The sequence below is a fragment of the Bryocella sp. genome, from assembly GCF_058498515.1.
This window is the reverse complement of sequence record NZ_JBMHYI010000030.1, coordinates 180,639-202,261: the sequence shown is the minus strand read 5'-3', so window position 1 is coordinate 202,261 and position 21,623 is coordinate 180,639. Positions and strand designations below refer to the sequence as shown.

Annotated in this window: 12 protein-coding genes; 6 read left to right on the top strand and 6 right to left on the bottom strand. The window is 59.5% G+C overall.

Going from position 1 to position 21,623, the window contains the following annotated elements:
- The 5 genes from AC5E6W_RS09375 to AC5E6W_RS09355 all read left to right on the top strand — a co-directional run.
- The coding region (locus AC5E6W_RS09375) for a ribonucleotide reductase barrel domain-containing protein (protein WP_491752021.1) at positions 1-1,367 on the top strand (1,367 nt) is incomplete at its 5' end.
- Between the two features lie 134 nt (positions 1,368-1,501).
- Complete coding sequence (locus AC5E6W_RS09370; protein ID WP_491752020.1) at positions 1,502-2,176, top strand: dual OB domain-containing protein; 675 nt, start codon at positions 1,502-1,504, stop codon at positions 2,174-2,176.
- Between the two features lies 1 nt (position 2,177).
- Positions 2,178-2,789, top strand: a complete 612-nt coding sequence (locus AC5E6W_RS09365) for a DUF488 domain-containing protein (protein WP_491752019.1) — start codon at positions 2,178-2,180, stop codon at positions 2,787-2,789.
- 2 nt (positions 2,790-2,791) lie between these two features.
- Positions 2,792-3,226: a DUF488 domain-containing protein gene (locus tag AC5E6W_RS09360; protein ID WP_491752018.1), complete on the top strand. Its 435-nt coding sequence runs from the start codon at positions 2,792-2,794 to the stop codon at positions 3,224-3,226.
- Positions 3,227-3,640, top strand: coding sequence for an REP-associated tyrosine transposase (locus AC5E6W_RS09355; protein WP_491752025.1), 414 nt, complete (start codon positions 3,227-3,229; stop codon positions 3,638-3,640).
- A 289-nt stretch (positions 3,641-3,929) separates the two neighbouring features.
- Here the strand turns inward: AC5E6W_RS09355 and AC5E6W_RS09350 are convergent, their stop codons facing one another.
- Together AC5E6W_RS09350 and AC5E6W_RS09345 are read right to left on the bottom strand one after the other, a co-directional pair.
- The gene (locus AC5E6W_RS09350; protein WP_491752017.1) at positions 3,930-6,278 is read right to left on the bottom strand and encodes a glycoside hydrolase family 31 protein; all 2,349 of its coding nucleotides are present in this window, start codon (positions 6,276-6,278) and stop codon (positions 3,930-3,932) included.
- Between the two features lie 193 nt (positions 6,279-6,471).
- Entirely contained in the window at positions 6,472-10,155 is a 3,684-nt protein-coding gene (locus AC5E6W_RS09345) for an outer membrane beta-barrel protein (RefSeq protein WP_491752016.1), read from the bottom strand.
- Positions 10,156-10,389: 234 nt separating this feature from the next.
- On the opposite strand from AC5E6W_RS09345, the gene AC5E6W_RS09340 reads away from it, so the two are divergent.
- Positions 10,390-11,733: a hypothetical protein gene (locus AC5E6W_RS09340; RefSeq protein WP_491752015.1), complete on the top strand. Its 1,344-nt coding sequence runs from the start codon at positions 10,390-10,392 to the stop codon at positions 11,731-11,733.
- A 490-nt stretch (positions 11,734-12,223) separates the two neighbouring features.
- Here the strand turns inward: AC5E6W_RS09340 and AC5E6W_RS09335 are convergent, their stop codons facing one another.
- The 4 genes from AC5E6W_RS09335 to AC5E6W_RS09320 are packed head-to-tail and all read right to left on the bottom strand — an operon-like array spanning position 12,224 to position 21,571.
- Positions 12,224-13,726, bottom strand: a complete 1,503-nt coding sequence (locus tag AC5E6W_RS09335) for an efflux transporter outer membrane subunit (RefSeq protein ID WP_491752014.1) — start codon at positions 13,724-13,726, stop codon at positions 12,224-12,226.
- A complete protein-coding gene (locus tag AC5E6W_RS09330) occupies positions 13,723-16,857 on the bottom strand; it encodes an efflux RND transporter permease subunit (RefSeq protein ID WP_491752013.1) in 3,135 nt (1,044 codons plus the stop codon). Before AC5E6W_RS09330 ends, AC5E6W_RS09335 begins: the two co-directional genes overlap by 4 nt.
- On the bottom strand, positions 16,854-20,294 hold the full coding sequence (locus AC5E6W_RS09325; RefSeq protein ID WP_491752012.1) for an efflux RND transporter permease subunit: 3,441 nt from the start codon (positions 20,292-20,294) through the stop codon (positions 16,854-16,856). The genes AC5E6W_RS09330 and AC5E6W_RS09325 overlap by 4 nt, the downstream gene beginning before the upstream one ends.
- On the bottom strand, positions 20,291-21,571 hold the full coding sequence (locus AC5E6W_RS09320) for an efflux RND transporter periplasmic adaptor subunit (RefSeq protein ID WP_491752011.1): 1,281 nt from the start codon (positions 21,569-21,571) through the stop codon (positions 20,291-20,293). Before AC5E6W_RS09320 ends, AC5E6W_RS09325 begins: the two co-directional genes overlap by 4 nt.
- Positions 21,572-21,623: the final 52 nt, after the last annotated feature.

Sequence of the window (21,623 nt, the reverse complement as noted above, 5' to 3'; positions counted from 1 at the left end):
CCCTCAAGCCCGAGCACCTCGCTGTATTCGATTGCTCCTTCAAGCCTGCGAAGGGAACCCGCACCATCGCCTGGACCGGCCACGTCAAGATGATGGCCGCCACCCAGCCCTTCCTCTCCGGCGCCATCAGCAAAACCGTCAACCTCCCCAACGACTGCACCGTCGAGGACATCGCGGACGCCTACACCGAATCCTGGCGCCTCGGCCTCAAGGCTGTAGCCATCTACCGCGACGGCTCCAAGGGAACCCAGCCCCTCAACGTCAGCGCCCAGACCGACGCCGACAAGAAGGGAACCAGCGTCAACGCCGAATCCCAGAAGGAATCTAAGGCAGCCGACTCCGCAGCCGCCGCCCAGCTCGACTCCGTCACCGCCGCTCTCACCGCCTCGCAGCTGGAGATCGCCTCCGCCAAGCAGCAGCTGGCCGAAGTTCAGGCCCAACTCGCCGCCCACATCCTCTCCACCACCCAGAACGCCGATTCGCTCGACGCCCAGGCCCCACCCCGCGCCGTCCGCCATCGGCTACCCGCTGAGCGCATGAGCATCACCCACAAGTTCGGCATCGGCGGCCACGAAGGCTACATCACCGTCGGCCTCTATCCCAGCGGAGCACCCGGCGAAATTTTCGTCCGCATGGCCAAGGAAGGCTCCACCATCTCCGGCTTGATGGACTCCTTCGCAACGGCCATCTCGCTCGCCCTCCAGCACGGAGTCCCCCTCAAGGTCCTCTGCGAGAAGTTCGCCCACACTCGCTTCGAACCCTCGGGCTGGACTGGCTCCGAAGAGCTAGGCTACGCCAAGTCCATCATGGACTACCTCTTCCGCTGGATGCAGCTCCGCTTCCTCAGCGGTCAACAGCTCGACCTCTTCGCCAGCCTCAGGCCCGCCGCGGCCACAGCTCTGGGTGCCCCAGGTCCCGATTCTGGGACCTGGGTTCCTACCGCAGCCAGCCTTCCCTCCAATGTGTCATCCCGACCGGAGGCGCATAGCGCCGCAGCGGAGGGACCTGCTTCATCAACCCCGCAAATGTTCGGCGACGCCCACCTCAACGAACCCACCGCCTCCAGCTCCCCTGGCACTTGGCCCTCGACCCTTGGCCCTGAGTCCCTCATCGACCGCCGCCCACCCCAGCAAGGCATAGCCCCCGACCTGACCGCCGCCAGCGGCCTCTCGCACTCTGGCTCCTTGGCCCTTGACCCTGACCCCTTGGCCCGCCCCGACCGCGGCCTCTACCACACCGCCTCCGCCATGAAAGCCATGTACGAGATGGGCGACTCCCCCAGCTGCTCCACCTGCGGCTCCATCATGACCCGCAATGGAAGCTGCTACCGCTGCATGGAATGCGGCTCCACCAGCGGCTGCTCCTAGGCGGAGCGCCACACGCGCTTCGCGCAAAGGCACTAACAACAAAGCCCCGCCGTTAGGCGGGGCTTCGCTCTCCGACGAACACCAGCGGAACGACGTCAAACCAGTCACGACTCGGTATACGCAGAGGACCACACATGCCTGAGATCACAATGATTTGCTTTGCTAATTCGCGTAAGCTCGGCGGCAGATGTGTGGCTGGGCTCGCTTGGGATGGAAAGGACTACTCAATCTGGGTTCGTCCGGTTTCTGAATGTGAGCATGGAGAGCTGAACGCAGAGCGCCTCTATGCCGATCGGAGTGACCCGCAATTGCTCGACATCATAGATCTCGAAGTGCTGGAGCAAAGGCCCTCTGGATGCCACGTTGAGGATACGTTGATCGGCTCTAAGAAGAAATGGAGCAAAAGGGGAAGACTGGCCTATAGCGATGCGTTGAAGTTCGTATCGGATGCGCTCCCGCCACTTTGGGTGGATGGCAAAAGCACGGCATACGGGTGCAACGACGCCATTGAGGCGGTCACCGCAGAGACCCTCACGAGTTCTCTTCGTCTTATATCGCCGAAGGAACTCAAAGTGACTGCGACCTCAGAAGGATGGGAAAATAAGAGGAAGGTTCGCGGCTCGTTCCGACTTGGTCGAACAGACTATACGTTGTCGGTTACGGATCCAAGGATCGAGAAGGAATTTGGATCTTTGGACGTCGGATCGACCCGTACCATCGAAAAGCCTATTCTCTGCATCAGCATTGGAGAGGTATTTGAAAAGCAGAACTGCTGCTACAAACTCATCGCTGGCGTGATGGAGAAATAGCGTGATCAATGAAATCTTCACGGTTGGGCATTCAAATCATACGACTGAGAAATTACTATCCCTTTTGCGCACTAACGCGGTCACCGCAATCGCGGATGTGAGATCCTCGCCCCGAACGCGCATCAATCCCGACTTCAGCGCCCCTCAGATTGAATACGTCCTGTCCGAGGCGGGTATACGTTACGCCTTTTTAGGCGAGGAATTGGGGGCGAGGAGCCCAGACGAAAGTTGTTACGAAGACGGCAAGGTTCGATATGATCGCCTAGCTCGGCGAACCATTTTCCAGGATGGCCTCGACAGAATAGAGATGGGAGCCGAAAAATTCAGGATCGCATTACTCTGCGCAGAAAGGGAACCCCTGGAATGCCATAGATGCGTCTTAGTGGCTCGACACTTGGCGAAACGGGGTCTGGAAGTGAGCCATATCTTGGCTGATGGCTCGACCGAACGACACGCTCAGACACTTCTCCGACTGAAGAAGTCCCTAGGACTTCTGGACCAAAAAGATATGTTCATGGACGACGATTCGCTAACAGAAATCGCATACGAAATGCAAGAAAAGAAGATCGCTTTCCAACTTCCAGAAGAAAAGATTCCCGACCTGGTTGCCTAGATATGAAAATCTTTACGATCGGCTTCACAAAGAAGACTGCTGAGGACTTTTTCTCAAGGCTAAAGAAGGCAGGCGTGGACCGCATAGCTGACGTGCGTTTGAACAATGTTTCTCAGCTCGCAGGATTTGCAAAGAAAGACGATCTTAGATATTTCGCCAAAGCCATTTGCGACATCGACTATGTTCACCTGCCAATTCTCGCTCCCGAGTCGGAGATGCTCGACGAATATAAGAAGCGAACGCACGACTGGATGGCGTACGAGGCGCGGTTCAACACCCTCATGAGAGACAGGCACATCGAAGAGTCCCTTTCCCTTGCACAACTAGACGGAGCTTGCCTCCTTTGCAGCGAAGACAAGCCACATCATTGTCATAGACGTCTAGTCGCAGAGTATCTGCGTAACGCCTGGGGGGATATAGAGATCGTGCACTTATAAATTTCGCGGAGCAGCCGCACGTACAACAGCACCCGCGCCTTCCAGGTAACTCGCAACGCCGAGCTCTTCCTAGAAACCCTCCAACACTACCGCCGTGCGGGCCATTACAAGCTCCACGCCTTCGTCGTCATGCCCGACCACATTCACCTGCTCCTCACCCCGCAGGCCATCCCGATCGAGCGCGCGATGCAGCACATTAAAGGCGGCTTCTCCCACCGCCTCGAATCGAAGCTCCCTGTCTGGCAACGCGGCTATACCGACCATCGCATCCGCGACCGCCCCGACTTCCTCCAGCACCGCGACTACATCCACACCAACCCCGTCCGCGCCCGCCTCTGCCAGCTCCCCGAGCTATACCCCTACTCCTCCGCCTATAGCAACGCACACGCGGCTTCAGCGACGGAAGCCGACTAACTCCAACCGGAACATCAGACCGCAGATCCTGTTAGGGGCGGACCTCAGTCGTACCGTAAGCCAAATCCCGCCAAGGACACGATCCCAGTCGTACCGCAGCCAGTCCCGTTAAGGGCAGGACTACAGTCCCACCGTAAGCCAATCCTGTTTGGAAACGACCTCAGTCGTACCGCAGCAAGCCCCGTTAAGGGCACGACTTCAGTCGTGCCGTAACTCGCCCCTCTTCCCCGCGCTTTAGCGCCTGAGGTACGCTTGGCCATCGCCAAAGCCGCCTCGGGGAGAGGCCGGATCAGTGGCCTCCTACCATGCGCACAACTGCGGCGTCAGGCCCCGTCCATGCGGGCGGGCCGTCGTGGGCGAATAAGCCTCTCGCGTCTGACCAGAGCAGGTGTGTCAGTTGATAGGATCCGCCCTCGTACGCATAGGTCTTTCCATCGTCGCTATAGAGCGCGAAGTTTCCGTCGGCGCCCCGATACACTCGCACCTCGGTGATGGTCTGCTTGTCGCTCGTGCTTTCGACAGGCGAACCGAGAGGCAGGATGGAACCCGCGCGGACGAAGATGGGCAGCACATCGATTAGCGCCGCGACGGTAACGTTCTGACCCCCACGGACGCGCTCGTTCGTCCAGTAGTTATACCAGTCTGTTCCTGCGGGCAGATAGACCTGCCTGCTCGTTTGCCCCTGTTGCGTGACCGGAGCGATGAGCAGTGCGGGACCAAACATATACTCATCCCGAATGTCGGCCGTCTTCGGATCGCTGCCGAAGTCCATGAACAACCCACGCATAAAAGGCGCGCCTGTCTCGTGCGACTCATGGCCGAGCGAGTAGATGTATGGCATCAGCTGATACCGGAGACGAAGGTACTTCTCGAGGATCGGCTCAGCCTGCTTACCGTAGGACCACACCTCGTTATTCTTGCGGCTGCCATGCGCCCGCATGTTGGGCTGGAACGTCGCGTACTCGAACCACCGCACATAGAGTTCGGGATAGTCATCGTAGTGGCCAACGTTGTCGCGCGCGTCGGAGGGATCGATGAGTGGAGGGCGGGACGGACTGTGTGCGCCAGGAAGATACTGCCAGCCGCCGATGTCCGTGCTCCAGTACGGCATTCCTGAGGCCACGAAGTTGATGCCTGTCGGGACGGCGCGCCGCAGCGTGTCCCATGTAGGCGAAATATCTGAGGACCAGAACATGGCGCCATGATGTTGCGCACCAAGATACGCATCGCGGGAGAGCACGAGCGCTCGGTGATCCTTTACGTCGCGGCGGAAGCCGTCGTAGATAGCCTTCGTATGGAAGTAGGGATAGACGTTGAAGAACTCTGTGCCCGGACCGACGTGCAGATAGCTTCCATTAGGGGGAAGATCCGGCTCGGTCTCATCCGCCCAGATGGAGTCGAAACCCTTGGTGATGAAGTTCTCACGAATGCGGTCCCAGAACCACCGCGCGGCTTCAGGGTTCGTGGTGTCGATATCCGAGCCCGCGCGGTCATAGGGAAGACCGTTGGTGGGCGTGCCATCCGGCAGATGTTCGAACCATCCATGCGCCAGGAGGGTGCTGTAGTAACGATCGTCCGGAACGAAGCGCGGCCACACGCTGATCATGCTCTGGAAGCCCATCTTGTGGAGTTCGTCGTTCATGGCTCTTGGATCAGGCCAGCGCGCTGGATCCATGTCCATCTCACCCATCTTGGTAAAGTAGAACCAGTCGACAACCATCACGTCCGCAGGAAGATGGCGTTGACGATAGCCGCGCGCTGCATCGAGGATCTCCTGCTGCGAAGCGTAGCGCTGCTTCGACTGGATGTAGCCGTAGGCGGCTTTGGGCAACATAGGCACGTCGCCGGTCAGCAGACGATAGCCTCCGTATAACTCGTCATACGTGTTGCCCACAATGACGAAGAAAGATACGCGCTGCCCCACCCGCGATGTCCAGCGCGTTTCACCATCGAATGCAAAGTCGACGCGAGTCTTCGATGGGTTATCCCACACGATGGCGTAACCCTTATTGGTCACCACAAAAGGCACACACACGCTGGGCCCTGCGGCTGCGTTATAGTCGTGCGCACACTCGATGGAATGTCCACGCAGATCGAGAAAGCCCTGCTGATTCTGGCCCAGCCCGTAATAGTGCTCATCGTCAGGAGCTGCGAAGCTCGCGCCTACACGGAAGAATGGATCGTCGCCCTGGCGCCGATCTTGCAGGACATCCGCATCGCCATCCTTGTGGTTGGGTACAGCCATCTCCCAGCCGTTCATGTCCAGCATGCGCTTCCCATCGGGTGTGTCGATCGTGACGCCTACATGCGGCGCTGAGCCGCTAAAGTAGCGCGCGATATCGGTCTGCGTTCCCGTCGGAGCCCCGTGCGATTCGGGCGTCACATGCAGCGTCATGCGGCTCGACTGATAGACATCCATGCCCTGTGCACTCGAGCTGTGTGTCCATCCGCTATCGCTGCCTGAAGCTGTAACGCCGACGCCCGGCCCCTTCAACGCGAAGTTACGATCCAGGCTCAGCGTCACACGCACGATGTTGGGAGCGAAGCCTTCGAGCACCACCGTCGCATTGGCGCGCGTGAGCACCACCTGCTGTGCGAGACCTTCACCCGCAACCAGCGCCAGGAGAAATAGAGACAAACTGCAGCCAATGGAACTGAAGTGATGCAACCGAAACATCCGGGCTCCCAATTGCTACGAACGAAGCTGTGCGCACAATCCAAAAACCGCGCAGAGAGAAAGAAGAAACGGCGCCGTGCCCACTCGATCCGGTGCCGCGATCATATTAGATTGCGGCGTTTGCACACCCATCGTCATGCAAACGCCGCGCCTCTTAGAAGCTGTACTTCAGAGACAACTCCACGATCCTCGGGCTTCCGGACTTGCCGTCCATCGTGCCCCAGGTATAGCCGGAAGAAAGCCCCGACGCCACATTCGGCGTGAACGTCTTCCCATCGGCGGTCGCGTACTTCAGCGTGATGTCGTTCGTCGTGCTGAAGCCCCACAGGGCATGGTTGAGGAAGTTGAACGCCGACAGACGAAACTGTAGATGTTGTTTATCCGTGATGCCAAACGTCTTGTAGATCGTCAGGTCGGAGTTGGAGTAGGATGGCCCGCTGAGGTACGGAAACTGCCGGATTCCCTGCTGGCCAATCGCCGGCGCGCTGAAGCACGAAAGCTTCAAGAGCTGCTGCGACGCCGGCCCACCCTTTGGGTTGCAGGTCGCCACAGGCAGAATCTCGTCTGCATCCGTCCCGAAATATGTCTTCGAGGTCAAGGTCTCATTGGTCGTCGTATTCAGGATGGTGAGCCCGAGGTTCTGCGTGTCTTGCGCCTGCAGATTGCCTCCCGACTGCCATGTAGTCGTCCCGGAGATCGTCCACCCATTGGTCACTGATCCAACGACGGGAAGGTCGCCACGATAGAGCTTGCCAAAGTCGTACGCATAGGACGTATTGATTACGTTCGGGCGATCGATGTTCAACACACCATAGTTACCATGCACGTTGAAGGCATCCACCGTGCTGTTGATGATGCCCAACGATTTCGACCAGGTGTAGTTGATGTTGAACGAGAGCCGCCCCGCCTGCCTGAGCCAGGCAACCTGCAGGCCATGATAGTTCGAGTAGCCCACGTGCTCGCCGACTGCGATGGAGTTTGTACCGTAGCCGGTGTGATACGGAAAGTAATCCGCCAGCGTGTAGGTAGAGGTGTTATCAGGGTCAGCCGGAGCAGCGGCCTTCGTCACGGGATCGGCAGCGAACAGACCGCCCAGCGGGACCTTGTTGACGTTGATGAACTCCGAGCCGCCCACCGAGGAGCCGCTGCTCTGGCCACCCATCAGAAGATGGCGCGTGGTGTTACCGACGTACGCGACCTCGAGCAGAGAATGCAGCGGCAGCTGGCGATCGATCGTGAAGTTCCATGCAGAGGTGTCTGGCACCTGCCAATCGTTGAAGTCGGCTGCGGAGACCGACCCGGGGAGACTTGCACTCGCTCCGCTGGCCGCGTTGGAGATATCGGAGAGAGTCATCGATTGGCCGCTCGGTGAGTTATACGTCGCCATTAGCTGCGCCGTGCTCAAGTCTCCACCGTAGTCGTTGTACTGGTCGTTCCAACGGTATTGTCCCCATCCTCCGCGCAGTACAGTCTTGCCATCGCCGGCGAGGTCCCACGCCACACCGAGACGAGGTGAAGTGTAGGCCGCCCTTGTCGGCGAACCGCCGTTGGGGATGCCCGGCTCGATGCCATGCCACGAGACGCCTGGATACGTCTTCCCGGCTGCAAGATCCGAAGCATAGCGGCCCGGAAGCCACACCGCAAGACCGGTTCCCTGCCGGTCATACCAGCGCCCGATGTGGTCGAAGCGGACACCAAGGTTCAACGTGATGCGATGGAGAAGACGCCAGTCGTCCATGACGTAACCGGAGGTCGTGCGGTACGCCATGTCCTCGATGGGCATGTAGTTGTTCTGTGTGAAGCTGGTCGCGATCCCCATGTCGAGGTTCGCCACCGGGTTGTTCGAGCCGATGCGCACGGTGGGGTGGCTGGAGCGAGGTTGCAAACCGGTGTTGAACGAGAGATCGCCGTTTGGATAAGACCACGTTCCCTGACGATTTCCGGCCAGCTCCGTGAACATGCCGAACTTGAAGGTATGGTTGCGGACCACCTTCGTCACGTTGTCCGAGAAAGCTGGATTGGCCTTGACCAGGGGATATTCACCGCCAACCTCCCACAGGTCCGGCTGCGAGAGATCGGGGAAGGTCTGCGCCCCAGCACTGTTGATAGAGGGCGCGACCTTCGCGGCGCTGTTATAGATCGTGCCATCGGGATAGCCGATGGTCGACTTATACGCCGCCGGAAGGTTGGAGGGCTGATAGGGGCTGCGCGCATAGCCCCAGGCCGCGACAAACTCGTTGGTCAGTGTGGCGCTGAAGATGTGCACGTAGTTGCCCGTGAGCACGCGCGATACCGTCGGGTTATTGATGACGCCACCCGGATACAGCGCGGCATAGTTCGGGTTCCAGTAGATATGCGCCGGCTGCGACGAGCTGTTAGTCCCCGTCTGCCACGTGACGAAGACCTTGTTATTCGCGTCGATGTTGTAATCTACGCGCGCCCGCCACACATAACCGTTCTGCTGCGTGCTGATAGGGAGGTAATAGTTATAGCCACCCGGCGTCGTCGCGGGGTTCACGTTGGCCGCCGGAAAGAGCTTCATCAGGTCGGCCGCACCGGCATCGAGATATTGCGATGGGATGATCCCTCCGGTGATCGCAGTGCCGTCCGGCGCAACCGTGCCGCTCAGGTTGTTGCACCAGTTGGTAGCGCTCGCGGTAAAGCCGCCAGGACACAATGCAGAGTTGCCCGCACCGCCGGAAGTGAAGTTGCCGCCCTTCATCGCATCGGTGGGCACATAGGACTCCAGCGGGCTGGTAGAGGGCAGAAGCTGGTAGTAGTACTCATAGCCCGCCCAGAACAGCAGCTTGTTGTTGTGGTTGAAGTTTGTCCCCGGGATCTTGATCGGGCCTCCGAAGTTACCGCCCGGATAGTAATACTCTGCCGCCTGGCGGGGGCTGGCCTGGTGATTATTACCCCAGGTATTCGCATTCAGCACCGCATTGCGCGCATAGAAGTACGCCTGCCCGTGATAGCGATCTCCGCCGCTCTTGCTGATGGCGTTCACGATCACGGGACCATTGGGGCTGTCGGCGCCGAAGTTGGAGGTCTGCACCTTCACCTCCTGCGTCATATCCGGGTTCACTACCGCAATCGACCAGCAATTGCAGCCAGGGTCGATAATGTTGGCGCCGTCGAGGATATAGGACGTGCCGCCACGGTACGGAGCGCCCCCGGGGGAGAGACCCACACCGATGGTGCTGCCTGTCGAAGAAGACGCGGTGAAGTCGAAGCCTAGCCCATTACCCACGCCGTTTGGAACGCTGGTCACGCCGGGAAGAACCTTCAGAAGCTCGGAGACGTTCCGGCCGACGAGCGAGAGCCGCTCGATATCCTTCGAACTCAGAATCGCCGAACGCTCTCCGGAATCGGTCGGCAGCAGTTCCATCGCGCTGGACTGAACGGAGACCGTCTCGCTGACCGCTCCAACTGTGAGGCTGATATGAGGAATGTCGCGAATGTCGCCCGGGTTCATCGGAATGCTGGCCTGCTTCCAGGTCTTGAAGCTCGCCGCCGAAATGCTCACGGTGTAACTGCCGGGTTGGACCGCCGCGAAGGTGAACTGCCCTACGTTGTTGCTCTTCGTCGTCCGAATGTCCTGAGTTTCATCGTTGGTCAGGGTTACGGTGGCGTCTGGGACGCTTGCACCGGTGACATCGTCCACCGTGCCGGAGAGACTGCCCGTGGTGAGTTGTGCTCTTGCCGTTCCGGCGATGAGAAGGACGGTTGCGACCATGGCCAGGAGGAGACCCTGGAGCCGCACCTGACCCCGCCCTCCATCGATGGCCGGGTTGGCGCCGTCCTGGAACTCAATCTTCGGATTCGTACCTGCAGTCATCTGTTCTCCTCAAGGCCCTCAAGGGGCGCAAAGCCGGAAAGATCACTTCCTCTGGAACGAGTGGTATGTTGGGAGCGCTCGAAATCGCTCTCTCCGGGGTGCACACAAGAAACGCGCTCTACCAAGAAGCGACAAGGCTGACTACAGTTGTGTACCGCCGTAAGTGATTGAATCGAGGCTTTGACGACAAGGTTTTTTGTCAGGTACTGTACCCCGGAGGCGAGCTAAGCAGAGATGACTTCCGCAGATAAACCGATCCTCACCTCTCAGTGCCCTCCTCCGGAAGACACATGGACCGTCGACCCCGCCCGTGTCCAACACGTGCTCGCCTTGATCTTGTCGAGCCCACCCTTCCGCAACACCCAGCAGTGTCAAAGCCTGCTGCGCTACGTGGTGAAGCATTCACTGGCGGGGGAAGACAATCTCCTCCGAGAGCGGGTCATCGGTTCCGAAGTCTTCGGGCGGCGGCCCAACTACGAGCCTGGCGAGGATCCGGTCGTACGCCTGCGCGCCGCCGAGGTCCGAAAGCGGCTTGCGCAGTACTACCAGTCAGTTCACGACGACAGCGAGATTCAGATTGAAATTCCGGCAGGCTCCTATCGCGCTATCTTCCGGCATCGCGACGAGGCGCTGCTTCACCAGCCCTCCCCGATGCTACTGCCGGAGCACGCCGCGTCCGATCACGACACCCAGCCATCGGCCCACGCCGGTGATGCCCGATCCCTGCCGCATCGCATCATGGAGAAGCTCTGCCAGCCCTCTTACCGATATGGCATCGCAGCAGCTCTACTGCTCATGTCGTTGCTGGCAGCGCTCGCCTCGGACCCATGGAACGCCCGGCAGAACGCCCGCTTCTACCAATTCTGGGAGCCGTGGACGGGCAGTTCGAAGCCCGTGATCCTCGTCATCGGCAGAAACGCGGTCTACAGACTCTCCGATAAGATGATGGACGACTATGCGGAGGCACACCACTTAGGTGCGAATGGCGAGGAGTTCTTCGTCCCGCTGATGCCCGACCAGGTTCTTCATGGGCGCGACCTCACCGCCGCCGACGATAGCTTCGTCGCTCTAGGTGATGTGGCTGCGGTCTCGCACCTCGTCGCCAGCCTCACACGCCAGGGGCAAGACTCCCAGGAGCGCTTCCATAACGACATCTCCTTTGCGGAGCTGCGCGATACGCCTTCGCTGCTCATCGGTGGTTTCAACAACCCCATGACCATCGAGCTAACCAAGAATCTACGCTATGTGCTGCGCTTCCGGAATGAGATCGACGACACGCAAACCGGAAAGGAGTGGCTGCTGCATGCCTCCCAGGACGCGCATGATACCGAGGACTATGCAATCGTCACGCGACTCACGCAGCGCGGTGGTGAGGCCCCCATCCTCAGCGTTGCAGGTATGGGACAGTACGGCACAATGGCCGCAGCCGACTTCGCCTGTGACCCCAAAGAGATCTCGAGTGTCATGCGCACCGTACCCAAAGGATGGGAGCACCGCAACCTGCAGATCGTCCTGCATGTGAAAGTGGTGGACTTCAAGCCTGCCGCAACCAACGTTGTCGCCAGCTACGTGTGGTAGAAATTCCCGTTTGAGATGATCCTGCAATTTGCAGAACAATCAACGCGCGTTCGTCCCATTTCCCTCCTCAGGACCTTGCCGGAATCGCAATGTTACACATCAAATGATTTACACCTAAGTGCCATATAGAAGCTCCCATTTCCGCTTATGTGTCCAGCGACAATACTTGTAGGATTGCAGAAATACTGTCCAAGGCGGACGCCCTCCGACTTCCCCATGGCGGTTGGCGGTGAAGTTCTTCCTCGCGAGTCCATCAGATAAGAGATAACCACGCTTGCGGAGACTGGCCCGACACCGGGGTCGCCGGGATGTGCATCACTCCGTGCCCGTCACCACATACGTACTCCTGCGAATCCCGATCAAGGAGCGACCGCGAAGGGTGGCCTCTGTCCTTCTAATGATCAGCCTGATTTCGATGCTGGCTGGCTTCGGCTTTGGCGACGTGAAGATGCCGCCGCAACTCCTGCAGGTAGCCCTGCAGAAAAGGCGTCTATCGTCTTGCAACAGCCTTCTCGGATGGAAGTTGTGAAGTATTCCAACCGCCGCCCAGGGCTTCGATGAGCTGAACACTGCTCGTCATCTGCTGGACATACAAGGTGAGGCCGGTCTGTTGATCGCTAAGCAGGCTCGCCTCCGCGGTAAAAACATTGAGATAGGTGTCGACACCGGTCGTGTAGCGGATCTTAGATAAGTCGTAATAGTGCTGAGCGGCATCGATGGCCTCCTGCTGCTCGCGCCGTTGCTGGCCGAGTAGCCGTTCTGCCGCTAGATAATCTTCGGTCTGCTGAAATGCTGTCAGCACTGTCTGGCGATAGGCAGCGGCATCAGCTTCGTACTGAGCTTTGTATTGATCGAGGAGACCTCGGCGAAGGCCTCCATCGAAGAGCGTCTCGGACGCGGATGGGCCGACCGAAAAGAAGCGACTCGGCCAGGTGAACAGATGTCCTATCCTCGAACTCTCGAGGCCAAGGTCGCCACCGATGTTGAACGTGGGATAGTAGGCTGCGGTTTCGACACCGATGAGGGCGTTGGCCTGGGCCATGCTCCGCTCTGCCGCCGCGATGTCGGGCCGGCGTTGCAGGATCTGCGAGGGTACGCCGATGGGGATAACGGGGACGCTCGTTGTCAGCGGCCGGACCGGCATGGAAAACGAGGAAGCAGCTTGCCCCGTGAGAAGGGCGATGGCGTGCTCATATTGCGCGCGAGCGATACGGAGGTTGGTTCTTGCAGCGATGGCGGTCTTGAGGTTAACCTGCGCTTCGGCGACCGACTGCTCCGTATCGACTCCTGTCCTGCTGCGCACCTGCGTAAGCCTGAGATTTTCTTGATACGCCACAACGGTCTTGTCGTAGAGATCGATCAGGGCATCCTGACCGCGTAGCTCGAAGTAATCCTGCGCCAGGTTCGCCTGCTGGCTAAGGCGCTCGTTGGCAAGGTCGGCGGCACTCACCTGGGCGGCATTCGCATACTCTCGGACCGTGTTGCGAATGCGTCCCCAGACATCGGGCTCCCAGGAGACATCGAAGGGCAGATTGAATTCGTTGCTGTTCGCATTGACCCCGGTCGCTTGCGAGACTTCATTACCCGAGGTACGGCCTCGCGTGTACGAGGGGCCTACGGTGACGGTCGGGTAGTAGGAAGCGCGAGCCTGCTTAACCTGCGCCCGCGCCGCCATGAAGTTCTGGAAAGACTGGGCAACGTTCTGGTTCGACGTGTTGAGCTTTTCTTCGAGAGCGTTAAGTTCGGGCTCCTGATAAAGCTCCCACCAGTTGCCGCGCAGGGTCGCATCCTGCGGAGTAGCTGGGACCCACGTGGTGCCGTCGGAGGACTGTTGCGGGGCAGCTTCCTTGAAGGCGGGCGGCGCCTGCGTCACGGGTGCAACGTAACGCGGGCCAACGACGCATCCCTCGAGGAGCAGCAAGGACGCCGTAAGCGCGAGGGTGCTGAAGGAGGCGAGTATTGCACGCCGGGATGTTGTGTGGAAGACGCTCATGCTGTTTCCTGACTGGCGGGATGGCTCGCTACGAGGGATTTCGAAGTATTGGGAAAGCCGCGCCGACGCTTGATCCACTGGCTGAAGTGATCGAAGTAGAGGTAGATGACCGGCGTTGTGTACAGCGTCAGAATCTGGCTGAAGAGAAGCCCACCGCAGATTGCAATGCCCAGCGGGCGGCGCAGTTCGGAGCCGGTTCCGGTCCCGACAGCGAGGGGCATCGCGCCGAAGAAGGCTGCGAAGGTGGTCATGATGATGGGCCGGAAGCGCAACATCGCCGCCTCAAAGATCGAGTCCTCGGTGCTCATCCCCTGTTCGCGCTCGGCGAGCAGAGCGAAGTCGATCATCAGGATCGCGTTCTTCTTGACGATGCCAATCAGCAGGAAGATGCCGATCACTGAGATCACATCGAATTCGCTATGAAAGACCAGCAGCGCAAAGATGGCGCCAACACCCGCGGACGGCAGCGTGGTGAGGATCGTGATGGGATGGACGAAGCTCTCGTACAAGACACCCAGGACGATGTAGATCGAGAGGAGCGCGGCGATGATGAGCATCGGCTCGGTCGACAACGATGCGAGGAATGCCTGGGCGGTTCCAGCAAACTGTCCACGCACGGATGCAGGTGTTCCGATGCGCTGCTGCATTTGGTTGATTGCCGTCGTTGCCTGACCGAGCGAAGTGCCCGGAGCAAGATTGAAGGAGATCGTTACCGACGGGAAAAACGAGGAGTGATTCACTGCGAGCGGCGAGGTTGCGGCATGTGCGGTCGCAAAAGCTTGCAGAGGCACAACCTTCTTGCCCGACGCATGGATATACGTGGAGTTCAGGGTCGCCGGATCGCGATAAAACTGCGGCGCAGCCTCCATCACGACGTAGTACTGATTGAGTGACGTGTAGATGGTCGAGACCTGAGCCTCTCCAAACTCGTTATACAAAGACTGGTTGATCAGTTTCGGCGTGACCCCGAACCGCGCAGCGGTTGACCTGTCATAGTTCAACAACATCTGCAGCCCACCGTTCTGCTGGTCAGTGGTTACATCCTTAAGCTGTGGCATCTGCAGCATCTGCTTGTAGAGTGCCGGCCCCCAGGTTGCGAGGTCGTCGACCGTGTCACCCGACAGTTGGTACTGGTATTGCGCATTACTTTGACGGCCTCCCACCCCGAGATCCTGTGCGGCCTGCAGATACGTTGACGCCCCGGTCAATGCGGCGAGTTTGGGGCGCAGCCGGTCGACGACCTGGCTCGCAGTCACATTGCGCTGGTTGCGCGGCTTGAGGGAGAGAAAGACAAAGGCAGTGTTGCTGGCCCCGCCACCGCCGCCAGTAAAGCCCACCACTGTCTGCACTGCCGGGTCGGCTTTGATGGTGCTCTGCACGTCGAGGAGCGAGTCGCGCATCGAGTGAAACGAGGCATCCTGCGAGCCCTGAAGGCCACCGAAGACCAGGCCCGTATCCTGCATCGGAAAGAGGCCCTTCGGAACGAAGATGAGCAGAACAACATTGAGGACGAGCGTGGCAACGAAGCTCAGGACCACGAGAACCGGATGCTTGAGTGTCCAGGTTAGCGACCGTCGATATCCATTGAGGAGCGCGGCGAACCCGCCCTCGCTGAGACGATAGAAACGCCCGTGCGTTTCAGGCCCCGTCGGCTTCAGCAGATACACACACATCATCGGTGTCACGCTAAGCGAGACGACCATTGAGATCGCGATGGAGATGCAAAGAGTCATCGCGAACTCGTGGAAGAGACGGCCGATCAGGCCACCCATGAAGAGGAGCGGAACGAAGACAGCGATTAGCGAAAGGCTCATCGAGAGCACGGTAAAGCTGACTTCCTGTGCCCCTTTGAGAGACGCCTCCCAAGGTGGCAAACCCTGCTCGATGAAGCGGGTAATGTTCTCCATAACGACGATGGCGTCATCGACCACGAAACCGGTGGAGACGGTAAGCGCCATCAGGGAGAGATTGTTGACGCTATACCCAAGCAGGTACATGCCGGCGAAAGTCCCAACCAGCGATGTGGTAACAGCGACGGCCGGAATCAGCGTTGCCTGTGGGCTGCGAAGGAAGATGAAGACGACAGCCACAACGAGGAGAATGGAGATCATCATCGTGCGCTCGACGTCGAAGACCGAGGCCCGGATCGTAGTGGTGGTATCGATGGCGACGTCGATCTTGTCGGCAACCGGGATGGACGCACTAATCCCCGGGAGCGCCTTCTTGATGCTATTCACGACGTTGATGACGTTGGCGTTGGGGAGGCGGTAGACGACCAGCACTACGCAGGGCTGGCCATTCGCATAGCCAGCTGAGCGAGTGGTCTGCACAGAGTCGGACACCTCGGCCACATCCTGCAGGCGGACGATGGCGCCAGTGTCTGGGTTCCTCCCAATCACCAGAGGAGCGTAATCCTTCGCTTTTCTGATCTGATCGTTGGCGTTGATATCGGCGGTGGTGTCGTCGTCGCTGATCTGACCTTTGGGACGGTTCGAGTTCTGTTGGGAGAGGATCTGCGCGACATCGGTGGTGCCAATGCCGTAGCTATTGAGCTGCTGCGGATTGAGATCGATCCGCACGGCAGGCAGAGATCCGCCGACGACCTGGACCTGGCCAACTCCGGGAAGCTGCGAAAGCTTCTGCTGGACGATGGAGGCTGCTGTGTCAAACAACTCGCCCTTGGTATGGATGGGCGACGTCATGTAGAGCACAGCGGCTGGGAAGGCAGCAGAGTTTACTTTCCTGTAAGTCGGGTTGGAAGGCAGATTTGCTGGCAGGTACGTTCGCGCGGCATTGATAGCCGCCTGCACATCGCGCGCCGCGCCATCGACATCTCGACTGTAGTCAAACTGCAGCGTGATGCTGGTCGTGCCGAGAGTACTTGCGGAGGTCATCTGTGTGACCCCGGCAATGTGGCCGAACTGGCGTTCCAGCGGCGTCGCGACCGAGGATGCCATGACCTCGGGACTGGCGCCCGGAAGAGTAGCTGCAACGGTGATCGTTGCGAAGTCTACCTGCGGCAGCGATGCGACCGGCAACACGCGGAAGGCGATGGCCCCGGCAAGCAATATCGCAACAACCATCAGGATGGTCGCGACGGGCCGCTTGATGAAGATGCCCGAGAAGCTCATGGCAGCTCCACCGGACGGACCTGCGTGAATGTGGGCTTCGGAGCCGGGAAGAAACGTCGTGCAAGACCGTCGAAGAAGACGTAGATCACCGGGGTGGTGTAAAGCGTAAGGATCTGGCTAACCAGCAGACCGCCGACCATCGCAATTCCAAGAGGCCGCCGCAGCTCGGAACCGATGCCTGAGCCGAAGGCCAATGGAATACCAGCGAAGAGGGCGCAAAGCGTGGTCATCAGAATAGGACGGAAGCGCAGCAGCGATGCCTCGAAGATCGCATCTTCGGCGTTCATGCCGCGGTTGCGTTCCGCATCGAGCGCGAAGTCCACGATCATGATGCCGTTCTTCTTGACGATTCCAATCAGCAGGATGATCCCGATGATGGCAATCACGTCGAGGTCCTGATGGAACAGCCGAAGCGCGAGCAGTGCGCCGACGCCCGCGGAAGGCAGCGTGGAGAGAATCGTAATGGGGTGAATAAAGCTTTCGTAGAGAACGCCCAGCACGATGTAAACAGCGACCAACGCGGCAAGGATCAGCCAGGCTTCGTTGCCGCCGATGGTCTTGTAGGCCGCGGCAGTTCCCTGCAGACTACCGTCGACGCTGGCGGGCATCTTCAGCCGGTCTTTGGTCTTCTCCACCGCATCCACTGCCTGGCTGAGCGAATAGCCAGGAGCAACATTGAACGAAATGGTAACGACGGGGAACTGGCCCTGGTGGCTCACAGTGAGAGGCGAAGGAGTGGTGGTAAAGCTGCTGATCGCAGAGAGTGGAACGGGCGTTGCAAGCGCGGGCGTTGAGCTCGACGATCCCGATCCGGAAGAGCCGTTACTGCTCTGGCCGCTTGAGGAGCTCTGATTCGAATTCGAAGACGCGAGTGCTGTGGTCGGAGTGGAAGAAGAGAGCGAGCTGGAACTTGAGCTCGCCGCGCCCAGGCTCGCACTGCTCGAGGAGACGGTGCTGGTCGTGCCCGTGGTGGTCGTCAGGGTGTTGGTCGGCGTAGACGAACTGAGGCCGCTACTCGACGAGGGACTCAGTGTCGCGACGGTGCCATTAGAGGCGGAGGAGGTGCGGCCGGAGGTGCTCTGTGCGTTCGAGCCGGAGCCAGAGCTGCTGGAGCCCTGGATGTAAATATCCTTGAGCTTCTGCGGACTTCGCTGAAATTCGGGAAGCGTCTCGAGGATCACGTGGTACTGATTCGACTGCGTGTAGAGGGTGCTGATCTGCCGCTGACCGAAGGCGTCATAGAGAGTCGAATCGATCTGGTCGGGCGAGATGTTGAGACGCGAAGCCGTAGGACGGTCGTAGTTCAGCTGAATGCTGACGCCGTTGTTCTGCTGGTCCGTGGCAACCTCGGTAATCTGCGGAAGCTTGCGTAGTTCGGTCAGCATCTTCGCAGTCCACGCATCGAGCTCACCTGCGTCCGCGTCTTCGAGCGTGTACTGGTACTGCGTCCGGCTCACGCGGTCATCCACGGTGAGGTCTTGGATAGGCTGCAGATAGAGGTGGATTCCCGGGATTTGGTCGGCACGCTTTTGCAGGCGGTCGATGACCTCTGTAGCCGTAAGATGACGCTCAGCGACGGGCTTGAGATTGATCTGGATGCGTCCGCTGTTCAGCGTGCTGTTCACACCATCAGCCCCGATGAACGAGGAGAGGCTGGCGACGGCGGGGTCCTTGAGGATGACCTCGGCGAGTTGCTGCTGCTTGTGCGACATGGCCGGAAACGAGATGGACTCAGGCGCCTGCGTGATGCCCTGAATGATGCCGGTGTCCTGGGTGGGAAAGAACCCCTTCGGAATCTCGACATACTGGAAGATCGTCAGCGCGAGCAAGGCAGCAGCAACAAGCAACGTAGCAGTCTCATACTGCAGCACCCATTTGAGGCTGCGCCCATAGGCAGCGATGATGCGCTTGAAAAGGTCCTCGGTCCAACGATAGAACCGGTTCTGCTCGTCTTCCGGAGTATGCCGCAGCAGGCGCGAGCTCATCATCGGGGTGAGCGTCAGCGAGACGGCGGCCGAGATCAGGATCGTCACACTGAGCGTGACAGCAAACTCGCGGAACAACCGCCCTACAACGTCCCCCATGAAGAGGAGCGGAATCAGCACGGCGATGAGCGAAACTGTGAGCGAGATGATCGTAAAGCCGATCTGATCCGCACCCTTGAGCGCCGCTTCGATCGGCTCCATGCCTTCTTCGAGGTAGCGTGAGATGTTTTCGATCATGACGATCGCATCGTCGACGACGAAGCCGGTCGAGATGGTGAAAGCCATCAAGGTCAGGTTGTTCAGGCTGTAGCCAAGCAGATGCATCACGGAGAAGCTGCCAATGAGCGATAGCGGCACGGCCACAGCCGGGATAAGCGTCGCCTTCACGCTACGGAGAAAGACGAAGATCACCAGGATGACCAGCCCGATCGTGAGGATCAACTCGAATTCCACGTCCGAGACGGAAGCGCGAATCGTGTTGCTACGGTCGGTCAACACCTGCAGCTTGATCGAAGCCGGAAGCCCTTCCTGAAGTTTCGGTAGAAGCTTCTCCACGGCTTCGACAACGGCAATGGTGTTGGCGCCCGGCTGGCGCTGGATGTTGAGAATAACGGCTGGCGTCTGGTTCATCCAGGCCGCCAGCTTCGAGTTTTCGATGCCGTCCTGGATCTTGGCTACGTCCGTCAACATCACCGGCGCGCCGTTCTTATACGCCACGACGACATCGCGGTAGCCATCGCTCGTAAGCAGTTGGTCATTCGCGTTGATCTGAAAGTTCTGCGCCGGGCCATCGAAGCTGCCCTTGGCGGTGTTGACCGAGGTGCTGGCCAGCGCAGACCGCAGATCTTCGAGATTGATGCCGTAGGAGGACAACGCGACCGGGTTCGCCTGGATGCGGACAGCAGGCTTCTGGCCGCCGCTGATCGTGACGAGACCTACACCGTTCAGCTGCGAAATCTTCGGCGCGAGGCGCGAATCGACCAGGTCTTCAACCTTCGAAAGCGGAAGGGTGTTCGAGGTAAGCGCGAGCGTAAGAATCGGTGCATCGGCGGGATTCGACTTGCTGTACACCGGCGGCACGGGAAGATCGGTAGGCAGGTATCCTTGTGCGGAGTTGATCGCGGCCTGCACCTCTTGCTCGGCTACGTCGATGTTGAGGTCGAGCGAGAACTGCAGCACAATGACCGAGCTGCTGTCGGAGCTCGTCGAAGTCATCTGGGTGAGGCCCGCGACCTGGCCGAACTGCCGTTCGAGCGGCGCGGTGACAGCGGAACTCATCACCTGCGGACTGGCGCCCGGATAAAACGTCAGCACCTGGATCGTCGGGTAATCGGCCTCGGGAAGGGCTGAGATCGGAAGCGTTGTGTACGCCACCACGCCGATGATGAGAATAGCCGCCATCAGGAGGATGGTCGCGATCGGCCGCAGGATGAAGATCCGTGAAGGGTTCACCGGCTGCTCCCTGACGGACCGCCGTCGGCTTTTCCTCCCGTTGACTGACCAGGAGCAGAACCCTCGACGATAACCTTGGCGCCGTCCTGCAACTTATCGAATCCGGTGGTCGGCACGACCTCTCCCGGATGGACGCCGGTCACGGCCGCAACCTGGTCTTCGTTGGTCAGCTCCTCGACGTTCCGCAGCTTGACCGTGTTTCCAGACACGATATAGACAAAGGCCTGCGTGCCGTTATGCTGCACGGCTGCGGTGGGAATGAGCACCGCGTTCTGCAACGTCTTCACCAGCAGCCGCGCATTGACAAACTGATTCGGGTAAAGCCGCAGGTCGGTATTGGCGAACTGCCCCCTGAATCGAACGGTGCCGGTGGTCGTGTCGATCTGGTTATCGAGGGTGAGCAACTTGCCCGTCGCAATCTTCGCCTGCTGAGACCGATCGAACACATCGACGACCAACGAACTGCGCCGCAGAATTTCGTTTCGCACCTGGTTGAGATCGTCCTCTGCCACATTGAAGACAACGGTGACCGGCTCCAGCTGCGTGACGACAACCAGCGGATTGGAGCCACCGGAGAAGATGACATTGCCGGGATCGACGAGACGAAGTCCGACGCGGCCGGCGATAGGAGACGACAGGTGGCAGTAGCTGAGTTGAACCTGCGCGTACTCCACCTGACCAATGTCGTTTTGGACGGTTCCCCGGTCCTGCTCGACCATCTGGATCTGGTCCTCGTAGGTCTGCCGGGATATGGCCTGCTGTGCGGACGCATCCTTGTAGCGTGCAAGGTCCATCTCCGCCTGTGCGAGCACACCGCGGTCGCGCTGCAGCGTGCCCTGCGCCTCTTTTAGCTGGGCTTCGTATGGGCGGGGATCAACGTCGATGAGTGGATCGCCACGATGCACCATCTGCCCTTCGACATAGTGCACCGCCGTGACGCGGCCACTCACTTGGCTGTAGAGGTTGACCGTCGCCAGCGGGGTTACGGTGCCAAGTGCCTGCACGTAGTAGCCGATCGACCCGAGGTGCGCTGTAGCGGTCTTGATCGTGGCGATCCGCGGCGGCTCGACATTGTTGGCAGCGTCAGCCCTTCCTTTTTTCACACCGCTTATGACGGCAACAATGACAACGGCGCCCACCACCAGCGCGACAAGCCACAGCCAGATGCGTCGTTTGGCGGCAGCCGGTTCCCGAGCACCCGGCGGAGGCAGATTGTCGCCCGTCGTCAATGGCCGCGGCAAGTCAGGATTGCTTAGGGTGTCGTCGTTCTGTTCCAAGATTTTCCCTCTTCACTCATCTTCGGTCCGGTTGCCCCGCCAACGTTGCATA